This is a genomic window from Paucibacter sp. KBW04 (assembly GCF_003852425.1).
Classification (GTDB): Bacteria; Pseudomonadota; Gammaproteobacteria; order Burkholderiales; family Burkholderiaceae_C; genus Paucibacter_A.
Genome location: NZ_QAJN01000021.1, coordinates 138911 through 151329, shown reverse-complemented (window position 1 = coordinate 151329; position 12419 = coordinate 138911). Strand labels below are relative to the sequence as shown.

9 protein-coding genes are annotated in these 12419 nt (G+C 63.4%); 8 read left to right on the top strand and 1 reads right to left on the bottom strand.

Going from position 1 to position 12419, the window contains the following annotated elements; all coding sequences use genetic code 11:
* Positions 1-323 precede the first annotated feature (323 nt).
* The 8 genes from DBR47_RS25300 to DBR47_RS23695 are packed head-to-tail and all read left to right on the top strand — an operon-like array spanning position 324 to position 11590.
* Complete coding sequence (locus DBR47_RS25300; protein WP_124454828.1) at positions 324-1613, top strand: nitrate/nitrite transporter; 1290 nt, start codon at positions 324-326, stop codon at positions 1611-1613.
* 26 nt (positions 1614-1639) lie between these two features.
* Positions 1640-3268 carry an MFS transporter gene (locus DBR47_RS25295; RefSeq protein WP_124454826.1) on the top strand — a complete coding sequence of 543 codons (1629 nt, stop codon included), beginning with the start codon at positions 1640-1642 and terminating at the stop codon, positions 3266-3268.
* A gap of 10 nt (positions 3269-3278) precedes the next feature.
* A complete protein-coding gene (locus DBR47_RS23720; RefSeq protein ID WP_124454824.1) occupies positions 3279-7067 on the top strand; it encodes a nitrate reductase subunit alpha in 3789 nt (1262 codons plus the stop codon).
* On the top strand, positions 7064-8587 hold the full coding sequence (narH, locus tag DBR47_RS23715; protein WP_124454822.1) for a nitrate reductase subunit beta: 1524 nt from the start codon (positions 7064-7066) through the stop codon (positions 8585-8587). Before DBR47_RS23720 ends, narH begins: the two co-directional genes overlap by 4 nt.
* A complete protein-coding gene (gene narJ, locus DBR47_RS23710; protein WP_124454820.1) occupies positions 8584-9297 on the top strand; it encodes a nitrate reductase molybdenum cofactor assembly chaperone in 714 nt (237 codons plus the stop codon). Before narH ends, narJ begins: the two co-directional genes overlap by 4 nt.
* Positions 9294-10019, top strand: coding sequence for a respiratory nitrate reductase subunit gamma (gene narI, locus DBR47_RS23705; protein ID WP_124454818.1), 726 nt, complete (start codon positions 9294-9296; stop codon positions 10017-10019). The genes narJ and narI overlap by 4 nt, the downstream gene beginning before the upstream one ends.
* Positions 10020-10032: 13 nt before the next feature.
* A complete protein-coding gene (locus DBR47_RS23700; RefSeq protein WP_124454816.1) occupies positions 10033-10869 on the top strand; it encodes a peptidylprolyl isomerase in 837 nt (278 codons plus the stop codon).
* Between the two features lie 10 nt (positions 10870-10879).
* Positions 10880-11590 carry a carbonic anhydrase gene (locus DBR47_RS23695; RefSeq protein ID WP_124454814.1) on the top strand — a complete coding sequence of 237 codons (711 nt, stop codon included), beginning with the start codon at positions 10880-10882 and terminating at the stop codon, positions 11588-11590.
* Positions 11591-11662: 72 nt separating this feature from the next.
* Here the strand turns inward: DBR47_RS23695 and DBR47_RS23690 are convergent, their stop codons facing one another.
* Positions 11663-12379: an aspartate/glutamate racemase family protein gene (locus tag DBR47_RS23690; protein ID WP_124454812.1), complete on the bottom strand. Its 717-nt coding sequence runs from the start codon at positions 12377-12379 to the stop codon at positions 11663-11665.
* Positions 12380-12419 lie beyond the last annotated feature (40 nt).

Genomic DNA, 12419 nt, shown 5'->3' with positions numbered 1-12419 from the left:
CTATGTCTCCGGTCTAAACAGCGCCCAAGAAAGTAGGTCGCCCGCCGGGGCGAACTCCCGGCTGGGCCGTCGAACAATCAAGTTACTTGCCGGCGCGCAGCGCCGCATCAACAGCCCATCCAGGAAAGCCAAACGCCTTCGATAAGACATGACACAACGCCAGGCAAAGTTGCGCCAGATCAAGCCCAAGCCTGAATAGTTCTTTCGAACGATGGCCGCTGTGGGGCCCTAGTTCCTCTGCCTGAGTCCATCTGCCACCCGGGAGGATGTGCAGCGTAAAGCCAAAGCCGGACAGTCGTGCTCAAGCAAAGGAGCACCACCCCATGTCAACAAGCCCCAGCAGCCCGCCAAGCCCAAGCCGAGCCATCTCGGTCCTGGTCGTCAGCACCCTGGCCTTCACCGTCTGCTTCATGGTCTGGATGATGTTCGGCGTCATCGGCATCCCGATCAAAAAACAGCTGGGCCTGAACGCCACCGAGTTCGGCCTGCTCACCGCCATGCCGGTGCTGACCGGCTCGCTGATCCGCGTGCCCCTGGGCATCTGGACCGACAAGTTCGGCGGCCGCATCGTCTTCTTCTCGCTGATGATGGCCTGCGTGCTGCCCATCTGGCTGATGAGTTATGCCACAGCCTACTGGCATTTCCTCGTCATCGGCGCCTTTGTCGGTCTGGCCGGCGGTTCCTTCTCCGTGGGCACGCCCTATGTGGCGCGCTGGTTCCCCAAGAACCGACAAGGCTTTGCCATGGGCGTCTTCGGCGCCGGTAACTCTGGAGCCGCAGTCAATAAGTTTGTTGCCCCGGCCCTGGTGGTGGCCTTTGGCTGGACCCTGGTGCCCCATGTCTACGCGGCGGTGCTGCTGGGCACGGCGATTCTGTTCTGGTTCTTCAGCTACTCGGACGAGACCCATCTGGTGGCCAGCAAGGCCAGCTTCGTCTCCCAGCTCAAGGCCTTGAGAGACCCCAAGGTGCTCAAGTACTGCCAGTACTACAGCATCGTCTTCGGCGGCTATGTGGCGCTGAGCCTGTGGATGGTGCAGTACTACGTGGGCGAGTATGGGCTGGACATCCGCATCGCCGCCCTGCTGGCCGCTTGCTTCTCCCTGCCCGGCGGCGTGCTGCGCGCCATCGGCGGCTGGATGAGCGATAAGTACGGGGCGCACGCCGTCACCTGGTGGGTGCTGTGGGTGAGTTGGATCTGCCTCTTCCTGCTCTCCTACCCGCAGACCGATTTCAGCATCCAGACGGTGGACGGCATCAAGACCTTCCACATCGGCCTCAACGTCTACGCCTTCACGGCCCTGATGTTCACGCTAGGCATTGCCTTCGCCTTTGGCAAGGCCAGCGTCTTCAAGTACATCAGCGACGACTACGGCCAGAACATCGGCACCATCAGCGGCATCGTGGGTCTGGCCGGTGGCCTGGGCGGCTTTGTGCTGCCCATCATGTTCGGCGCTCTGATGGACCTGACCGGCATCCGCTCCAGCGCTTTCATGCTGATGTATGGCGTGGTCTGGGTTTCGCTGATCTGGATGTACTGGACCGAGGTGCGCCGCGCCGAGTTGATGGGCGACAAAGCCGCGCCCTCCCCCATGTCCAAGTCCTTTGCCCGCTGAGAGCAAAAAGAAAAGGTAGTCCCCCCATGAATAGCAAAAGCCAAGTCGGTCCCGACATCGAGGACTGGCGCCCCGAGGACGAGAAGTTCTGGGAAACGACAGGCAAGAAAATTGCCTACCGCAATCTGTGGATCTCCATCCCGGCCCTGCTTTGCGGCTTCGCCGTCTGGGGTATGTGGGGCATCATCACCGTGCAGATGCTCAATCTGGGCTTCCCCTTCACCCAGGCAGAGCTGTTCACGCTGACGGCCATCGCCGGCATCTCGGGGGCCACCATGCGCATCCCGGCCTCCTTCTTGATCCGCATGGCCGGCGGGCGCAACACCATCTTCTTGACCACGGCCATGCTCTTGGCCCCGGCCCTGGGTACGGGCATCGCCCTGCAGCATCCCGAATGGCCGCTGTGGGTGTTCCAGCTGATGGCTTTGTGGTCGGGCGTGGGCGGCGGCAACTTCGCCTCCAGCATGTCGAATATCTCGACCTTCTTCCCCAAGCGCCTGCAAGGCACGGCGCTCGGCCTGAATGCCGGCCTGGGTAACTTCGGCGTCACCACCATGCAGATCGTCATCCCCCTGGTGATGACGGTGGGCTTGTTCGGGGCCCTGGGTGGCGAGTCCAAGGCCTTGCTCAAAGACAGCGGCTGGATCTTCGGCAAGATCGCCGCCGGCACGCCGACCTGGATTCAGAACGCGGGCTTTGCGTGGTTGCTCTCGCTCGTACCGCTGTCCATCCTGTGCTGGCTGGGCATGAACAATCTGAAAACGGTGACGCCCGCCGCCGGCAGCCCGCTCTTGGCCTTCGCCAAGATCACCTACCTCTACTCGCTCGCCTTCGTGCCCTCCATCGGCATGCTCTACCTCTATCTGCCGGCGCCCACCGGCTTGGGGCTCTTGAATATGTGGGTGGCGATTCCGCTGGACATAGCGGCCGCGCTCTTGGTGATGAAGCTGGCCGCCTTCGGCACCATGAAGGAGAACGTGGCCAAGCAGTTCGAGATCTTCCACAACAAGCACACCTGGGCGATGACGGCGCTCTACGTCGTCACCTTCGGCAGCTTCATCGGCTTCTCCATGGCCCTGCCCCTGGCCATCACGGTGATCTTCGGTTTCCAGCATCTCCCAGATGCCGCCGGTGTGATGCAGCACACGCTGAAAAACCCTAACGCACCTTCCGCGCTGACCTACGCCTGGATCGGCCCCTTCGTCGGCGCCGCCGTGCGGCCGGTGGGCGGCTGGATTGCCGACAAAGTGGGGGGATCCATCGTCACTCAAGTCATCTCGGCGGTGATGGTCGTGGCCTCGGCGGCCGTGGGTTATGTGATGTTGCAAGCCTATGGCTCGCCCACGCCGGAGCAGCATTTCCCCATGTTCATGGGCTTGTTCATCCTGCTCTTCGCCGCCAGCGGCATCGGCAATGGCTCGACCTTCCGCAGCGTGGGTTTCATCTTCGACCGCCAACAAGCCGGCCCGGTGCTGGGCTGGACCTCGGCCGTGGCCGCCTACGGCGCCTTCATCGCTCCGGTGCTGATCGGCCAGCAGATCAAGGCCGGCACGCCGCAATACGCCTTCTACGGCTTCGCCGTCTTCTACGCCTTGTGCCTGCTGCTGAACTGGTGGTTCTACCTGCGCGCCAATGCCTACGTGAAAAATCCTTGAGGAACGCACCATGAGTCACTTTCTCGATCGTCTCAATTACTTCAGCGCGCCGAAGCAGGACTCTGCCGACGGCCACGGCCGCCTCAGCGCCGAGGACCGGACCTGGGAAGACGCCTACCGCAATCGCTGGGCCCATGACAAGATCGTGCGCAGCACCCATGGGGTGAACTGCACGGGCTCCTGCTCCTGGAAGATCTACGTCAAGGGCGGCATCGTCACCTGGGAAACCCAGCAGACCGACTACCCGCGCACCCGCGCCGACCTGCCCAACCACGAGCCGCGCGGCTGCGCTCGCGGCGCTTCCTACAGCTGGTATCTCTACAGCGCCAACCGGGTCAAGTACCCCATGGTGCGCGGCTCCCTGCTCAAGCACTGGCGGGCCGCCAAGCTGCTGGCCAAGAGCCCGGTCGATGCCTGGGCGAATTTGGTGGACAACCAAGAGCAGCGCCGCGAATGGCAAAAGGATCGCGGCCTGGGCGGCTTTGTGCGCTCCACCTGGGACGAGGTCAACGAGATCATTGCCAGCGCCAATATCTACACCGTCAAAAAGCATGGGCCGGACCGGGTGATCGGCTTCTCGCCCATCCCGGCCATGAGCATGATCAGCTATGCCGCCGGCAGCCGCTACCTCAGCCTCTTGGGCGGCGTCTGCATGAGTTTCTACGACTGGTACTGCGACCTGCCCCCGGCCAGCCCGCAGATCTGGGGCGAGCAGACCGATGTGCCGGAGAGCGCCGATTGGTACAACAGCAACTACATCATCGCCTGGGGATCTAACGTCCCACAAACACGCACACCGGACGCCCACTTCTTCACCGAGGTGCGCTACAAGGGCGCCAAGACGGTCGCCATCACGCCCGACTACGCCGAGATCTCCAAGCTCGCCGATATCTGGCTGCACCCCAAACAGGGCACGGACGCCGCCATCGCCATGGCCATGGGCCATGTGATCCTGAAGGAGTTCTATTTCGACAAGCGCTCCGCTTATTTCGACGGCTACGCCCGCCGCTACACCGACCTGCCCCTGCTGGTGAAGATGAAGCGCCAGACCACGGCCGATGGCCGCGAGCTGCTGGTACCCGACCGCTATCTGCGTGCCAGCGACTTTGGCGGCCGGCTCGGCCAAGACAACAACCCCGAGTGGAAGACCCTGGCCTTTGACACCCAGGGCAAGGTGGTGCTGCCCAATGGCTCCATCGGCTTCCGCTGGGGCGCGGGCGAGCGGCCCGATCTGGGCAAATGGAATCTGGACGACAAGGAGGCTCAGCACGACCGTCAGGTCAAGCTCAAGCTCTCGGTGCTGGAAGACGGCGAGCCGCAAGCGCATGAGATCGCCGAGGTCGGTTTCCCCTACTTCGGTGGCGTCGAGTCACCCCAGTTCACCGCCAACAAGCAGCAAGACGTGCTGAGCCGCAACGTGCCCGTCGTGCGCCTCAGGCTAGGCAAGCATGAGGACGCGGAAGAGGCCTTGGTCGCCACCGTGTTCGACCTGCAAGTGGCGCAGTACGGCATTGACCGCGGCCTGGGCGACGACACCGCTCGCAGCTACGACGACAACAAGGCCTACACGCCCGCCTGGGCGGAGTCCATCACCGGCGTGCCGCGTGCCCAGATCGCCCTGGTGGCGCGCGAGTTCGCCGACACCGCCGACAAGACGCATGGCAAGTCCATGGTCATCATCGGCGCGGCCATGAACCACTGGTACCACTGCGATATGAACTATCGCGGCATCATCAATATGCTGATGATGTGCGGCTGCATAGGCCAGAGCGGCGGCGGCTGGGCCCATTACGTGGGCCAGGAAAAGCTGCGCCCGCAAACCGGCTGGACGGCCTTGGCCTTCGCCCTGGACTGGAGTCGCCCGCCCCGGCAGATGAACAGCACCAGCTTTTTCTACGCCCACACCGACCAGTGGCGCTACGAGAAGCTAGACGTCGCCGAAGTGCTCTCGCCCCTGGCCGACAAGGCCAAGTTTGGCGGCAGCCTGATCGACTACAACGTGCGCGCCGAACGCATGGGCTGGCTGCCCTCGGCGCCGCAGATGCAGGTCAACCCCATCCAGATCGTCAAGGATGCACACGCCGCCGGCATGGACGCCAAGGACTATGCCGTCAAGGGCCTGAAGGACGGCTCCCTGCGCATGAGCTGCGAGGACCCCGACCACGAGGCCAACTGGCCGCGCAATATGTTTGTCTGGCGCTCCAACATCCTCGGCTCCTCGGGCAAAGGCCACGAATACTTTTTGAAGCACTTGCTGGGCACAACCAATGGCGTGCAGGGCAAGGATTTGGGTCAAGAAGATGCCAAGCCGCAAGAGGTGACCTGGCACGACAAAGCGCCCGAAGGCAAGCTGGACCTGCTGGTGACGCTGGACTTCCGCATGAGCACGACCTGCTTGTACTCAGACATCGTGCTGCCCACCGCCACCTGGTATGAGAAGAACGACCTCAACACCTCGGACATGCACCCCTTCATCCACCCGCTGTCCACGGCGGTGGACCCGGCTTGGGCAGCCAAGAGCGATTGGGAGATTTACAAAGGTTTTGCCAAGGCCTTCAGCGAACTCTGCGTCGGCCATCTGGGTGTTGAGAAGGAGCTGGTGCTAACGCCCTTGATGCACGACAGCCCGGCCGAGCTGGCCCAGCCTTTTGGCGTGGCTGAATGGAAGAAGGGCGAGTGCGAACTGATCCCCGGCAAGACTGCGCCGCAGCTGGCCGTGGTGGAGCGCGACTACCCCAATCTCTACAAACGCTTCACCGCGCTTGGCCCCTTGATGAACCGCGTCGGCAATGGCGGCAAGGGCATCAGCTGGAACACCGAGACCGAGGTCGAGCAGCTGGGCGATTTGAATGGGCGGGTGCGTGAAGCCGGTGTGACGCAAGGCATGCCCAAGATCGAGAGCGATATCGACGCCACCGAGGTGGTGCTGATGCTGGCGCCCGAGACCAACGGCCATGTGGCCGTCAAGGCCTGGGAGGCTTTGAGTAAGCAGACGGGCCGCGAGCACGCCCATCTGGCCCTGCACCGCGAGGACGAGAAGATTCGCTTCCGCGACATCCAGGCCCAGCCGCGCAAAATCATCTCCAGCCCCACTTGGTCAGGCCTGGAAAGCGAGAAGGTCAGCTACAACGCCGGCTACACCAATGTGCATGAGCTGATCCCATGGCGCACGCTGACGGGCCGCCAGCAGTTCTACCAGGATCACCCCTGGATGCAGGCCTTCGGCGAGGGCTTCAGCAGCTACCGCCCGCCGGTGGATCTGAAGACCTTGGCCGAGGTGCAGGGCGTCAAGCCCAATGGCCATAGGGAAATAGCGCTCAACTTCATCACCCCGCACCAGAAGTGGGGCATACACAGCACCTATAGCGACAACCTGATGATGCTGACGCTGAACCGTGGCGGCTCCGTCATCTGGCTCAGCGAGGACGACGCCAAGCGCGCGGGCATTGTGGACAACGACTGGGTGGAGCTGTTCAACAGCAATGGCGCCATCGCGGCCCGTGCGGTGGTGAGCCAACGGGTCAAGAACGGCATGGTGATGATGTACCACTCGCAAGAGAAAATCATCAACACGCCGGGATCGGAGATCACCGGCGCACGCGGCGGCATCCACAACTCGGTCACCCGCATCGTCACCAAGCCCACCCACATGATCGGCGGCTACGCGCAGCTGAGCTACGGCTTCAATTACTACGGAACGATTGGCACCAACCGCGACGAGTTCGTACTGGTGCGCAAGATGGCCAAGGTCGACTGGCTGGACGATGAAGTCGCCGTCACCGCAGGAGAACACGCATGAAAATACGCGCCCAAATTGGCATGGTGCTGAACCTGGACAAGTGCATTGGCTGCCACACCTGTTCGGTCACCTGCAAAAACGTCTGGACCAATCGCCCCGGCATGGAATACGCGTGGTTCAACAATGTTGAGTCCAAACCCGGCATCGGCTACCCCAAGGAATGGGAGAACCAGGCACGTTGGAATGGCGGCTGGCAGCGCCTGGCTAACGGCAAGATTGAGCCGCGCCAAGGTGGCAAGTGGAAGCTGCTGATGCGCATCTTCGCCAACCCCAATCTGCCCCAGATCGACGACTACTACGAGCCCTTTACCTTCGACTACGACCACTTGCAGTCGGCACCCAAGAGCCGCGCCACGCCGACGGCCAGGCCGCGCAGCCTGATCACCGGCAAGCGCATGGAGAAGATCGAGTGGGGTCCCAACTGGGAGGAGATTCTGGGCGGCGAGTTCGCCAAGCGCAGCAAGGACGCCAACTTCGAAAACGTGCAGAAGGAGATCTACGGCCAGTTCGAGAACACCTTCATGATGTATCTGCCCCGGCTGTGCGAGCACTGCCTGAACCCGGCCTGCGTGGCCAGCTGCCCGTCTGGCTCGATCTACAAGCGCGAGGAAGACGGCATCGTGCTGATCGACCAGGACAAATGCCGGGGTTGGCGCATGTGCGTCTCGGGCTGCCCCTACAAAAAGATTTATTACAACTGGCAAAGCGGCAAGGCCGAGAAGTGCATCTTTTGCTACCCCCGCATCGAGGCCGGCCAGCCCACCGTCTGCTCTGAAACCTGCGTGGGCCGTATCCGCTACCTCGGCGTGCTGCTCTATGACGCGGACCGCATCGCCGAGGCCGCCGCCACGCCCAATGACAAGGACTTGTACCAGGCCCAGCTGGACCTCTTCCTCGACCCGCATGACCCCGCCGTGATTGCCCAGGCGCGCGCCGATGGCATCCCCGAGGCCTGGCTGGAAGCGGCCAGGAAGAGCCCCGTCTACAAGATGGCGGTGGACTGGAAGGTGGCCCTGCCCCTGCACCCCGAGTACCGCACCCTGCCCATGGTCTGGTATGTGCCGCCGCTCTCGCCCATCAGCGCGGCCGCCAATGCCGGCCACATCAGCAGCAATGGCCAGATCCCTGACGTCAAACAGCTGCGCATCCCCGTGCAATACCTGGCCAATCTGCTCACCGCCGGTGATGTGCCGCCGGTGGAGCGTGCACTCGAGCGCTTGCTGGCCATGCGCGCCTACCAACGCGGCAAGCATGTGGACGGCATCGAGAACAGCCAGGTGCTGGACCAGGTCGGCCTGCAAAAAGACACGGTCGAAGACATGTACCAGGTGATGGCCATCGCCAATTACGAGGACCGCTTCGTCATCCCCAGCAGCCACCGCGAGTACGCCGAAAACGCCTACGACCTGCGCGGCGGCTGCGGCTTCACATTCGGCAACGGCTGCTCCGAGGGCGAGAGCAATATCAGCCTGTTTGGCGGCGACAAGAAGCGCACGATTCCGATCAAGGCCACGCTATGAGCAAGAAACAAACCCTGAAACCCATCAGCCTGTCCTGCCGCGTGCTGGGTCGTTTGCTGGACTACCCCAGCGAGGCCATGCGTGCCGCCCTGCCCGAGCTGATGCAGGCCCTGCAGCAAGAGCAAGCCCTGAGCCCCGCCCGCATGGCCGAGCTGCAAGCCCTGCTGGCGCGCCTGGGTGCGGCCGACGGCCTGGCCGTGCAAGCCCTGTATGTGGACAGCTTTGACCGTGGCCGCGCCACCAGCCTGCATCTGTTCGAGCATGTGCATGGCGACTCGCGCGAACGCGGCCCGGCCTTGATCGATCTGGCCGCCACCTACAAGGCCGGCGGCATGTTTTTCGACGCGCCTGAATTGCCGGACTTCCTGCCTGTGGTGCTGGAGTTCGCCTCCACCCAGCCGGCCGATACGGCGCGCGCCTTTCTGGCCGAGATGGCCCACATCTTGAACGCCATCCACAGCGGGCTGATCAAGCAAAGCAACCCCTACGCGGCGGCGATTGGCGCCGTGCTGGAGCTGGCCGGCGAGAAACCGCAGGCCGTGCCCATCACGGCCGAACCGCCCCTGGATGAAAGCTGGCAAGAGCCCGCCGCCTTTGAGGGCTGCAGCTCACGCGGCCAGGCCAAGCCTGGCGATATCCAGCCCATCCACATCGTCAAAACCCATGCCGCTGCTCAGAACAGCGGCCATGCGCAAGGAGTCCGGCCATGAGTTCCCTGGACCATGCCCTGTTCGGCATCTACCCCTATATCTGCCTGGCCGTGTTCCTGCTCGGCAGCCTGCTGCGCTATGACCGCGACCAGTACAGCTGGAAGAGCGACTCCTCCCAGCTCTTGCGGCGCGGCACGCTGCGCTGGGGCAGCAATCTGTTCCACATTGGCGTGCTCTTCTTGTTCTTCGGCCACACGGTGGGCATGTTGACGCCGCACTTTCTTTATGAGCCCTTCATCAGCGCCGGCAACAAGCAGCTGATGGCCATGGTCTCGGGCGGCATCGCCGGCCTGGCCGGCTTTGCCGGCGTCAGCCTGCTGCTGCACCGCCGCCTCAGCGACGAGCGCATCCGCATCAATAGCAAGTTCAGCGACATCGCCTTGCTCGTGCTGCTGTGGATTCAGCTGGCCCTGGGCCTGGCCACCATCCCGCTCTCGGCGGAACACCTGGACGGCGGCATGATGATGCGCTTGGCCGAATGGGCGCAGCGCATCGTCACCTTCCGCAGTGGCGCGGTCGAGCTGCTGGCTGGCGCCTCCTGGATCTTCAAGCTGCATATGTTCCTGGGCATGAGCTTGTTCCTGGTCTTCCCCTTCACCCGCCTGGTTCATGTGTGGAGCGGCTTTGGCACCCTGGCCTATCTGGTCCGCCCCTACCAGCTGGTGCGCAGCCGCCGCCTGCATCTGCCGCCCGGCCACGAGCAAGCCCCGCAACAGCGCTGAAGGAGTGCAAGCCATGACACAGGCAATCGAGCAAGGCTGCGGTGCAGCGGGTGGCTGCGGCTGCGCGAGCAAGAGCGCAGCCGCAGTAACCGCCAGCATCAACGGTGTGCCGCTCCACGCCCCAGCTGAGTCGCTGAGCGAAGAAGACCTGCGCCAACGCGCCTACAGCGAGCTGCTGCGCCAGGCGGCCCAGCGCGCCGGCCTTTTGGCCGTGGGCGATTTGCCGGCCTTGGACGGCGTGCTCAGCGAGGCCGCCTCCCGTGCGATCGAACAATTGCTGGCGCGCGAGATCCAGATCCCGCAAGCCGATGAAGCGGCCTGCCTGCGTCACTACCAGGCTCACACGGCGCGCTTCGCCCAGGGCGAGCAGGTGCAGGCTCAGCACATCTTGTTTGGCGTCACCGAGGGCCTCGATATCGCCGCCCTGCGCCAGCGCGCCGAGAGCTTGTTGGTCAGCCTGCGCTGCGAGGATGAAGCCGCTTTTGCGCAAGCCGCTGCCGAGTTCTCCAACTGCCCCAGCGGCGCCCAAGGTGGCCAGCTCGGCTGGCTGCACAGCGCCGACTGCGCGCCTGAGTTTGCTTCAGCCCTGTTCGCACAAGACGAGGCCAATGCCCATATCGGCGTGCTGCCACGCCTGATCAGCACCCGCTTCGGCTTTCACATCGTGCGGGTACAGGATCGCCTGCCCGGCCATATTCAGCCTTTCGCGGCGGTGCACGCGGCCATTGCGCAAAGCTTGGAAAACCAGGCTTTTGTGACGGCCCTGCGCCAGTACCTCAATCTGCTGGTGGGCGCGGCCATGGTCGAAGGGCTCACGCTGGAGTCGGCCGACTCCCCGCTCTTGCAATAGGTTCGCCATCGTGCCCGACGACGAATTCTTGAGCCGGCTGCGGCGCTTCAACACCGACTATTTCCCCCAGTACCAGGCCCGCTTCAAAGATTTGGTGGAGCAGGGGCAGCGGCCCAGCACGCTCTTCATCGGCTGCTCAGACTCACGCCTGGTGCCCTATCTGCTGACCGGCAGCGGGCCGGGCGATCTTTTTCTGGTGCGCAATGTCGGCGCATTTGTGCCTCCTTATGATGGGTCCCAAGGCCATCATGGCACCGCCGCCGCGATTGAATACGCGGTGCTGACGCTCAAAATCGAGCACATCATCGTCTGCGGCCACAGCCATTGCGGCGGCATCCGCGCGCTCTACGAAGAGCAGCCCGAAGACGCCCCCAATCTGCGCGCTTGGCTGGAGTTAGGCCGCGAGGCCGCCCTGCCGGTGCAGCTCAGCAGCGAGGCCTTGCGCCGCACGGAGGAGCGCTCCGTCGTGCTGCAACTGGAGCGCTTGATGGACTACCCCATGGTGCGCGCTCGGGTGGAGCGGGGTGAGATCTCGCTACATGGCTGGCACTATGTGATCGAGGCCGGCGAGGTCCATGTCTTCGACGTCAAGAGCGGCGGCTTTGTGCCCGCCTCCAAGGCCGTGCACAGCGGCGACGGGCCCTATCTTGCCCACCCGGAGGGGTATCACCCTGAATCGCCATTCAATGCTGCAGACGGGCAAGCCGAAGGCAATGCCTGAACAAGCCTTCGAGAACCGGCAGCCGATTACAGCCAGGAGTCTGCGCATCGTTCTGCCCAGCTTGGGATGAACTCAGACCGTGCTCAAACTCGCCGGCATGTCGGCCAAGGCGAAATCGGCGGCGGCCATGGCATGCAACTCGGTCGTGTCGAACAGCGGCAAAGACAGGTCCGTCGCACGCAGGATCAGAGGCAGCTCCGTACAGCCGAGGATCACGCCTTCGGCACCACGCAATGCGGTGTCTGCCACGATGTTTTGCAGTGTCTGCCGCGATTCTTCCCTGAAGTCACCCAGGCAAAGTTCCTCGAAGATGATGCGGTGCACCTCGTCGCGCTGGGCCTGCGGAGGCACGATGCATTCAACGCCCATACGGGCCAGGCGGTCCATGTAAAAGCTCTGCTCCATCGTGTACCGAGTGCCTAGCAGGGCCACACGCCGCAGGCCTCGCCCAAGAATCGCCTGGCCGGTCACATCGGCGATGTGCAGCAGCGGTGGGAGGCCCTCGGCGGCGACCTCATCGGCAATCTTGTGCATGGTGTTGGTACAGATCAGCAGGCAGTCGGCGCCGGCTCCTGCCAGGCCCTGGGCCGCCCTGCGCAACAGTCGGGTCAGGCTGACCCAGTCGCCGGCCTTCTGGCCGCGCACTACTTCTTCGAAGTCCAGGCTGTGCATCAGGATGCGGGCCGAGTGCAAGCCGCCGAGGCGGCGAGAGACCTCGCGGTTCAGGGTTTGGTAGTACAGGAGCGTGCTCTCCCAGCTCATACCACCAATGAGGCCTATCGTTTTCATGGGCTATTTCCTTGCGTTTTGATGTAGCAAGGGAAAGTGT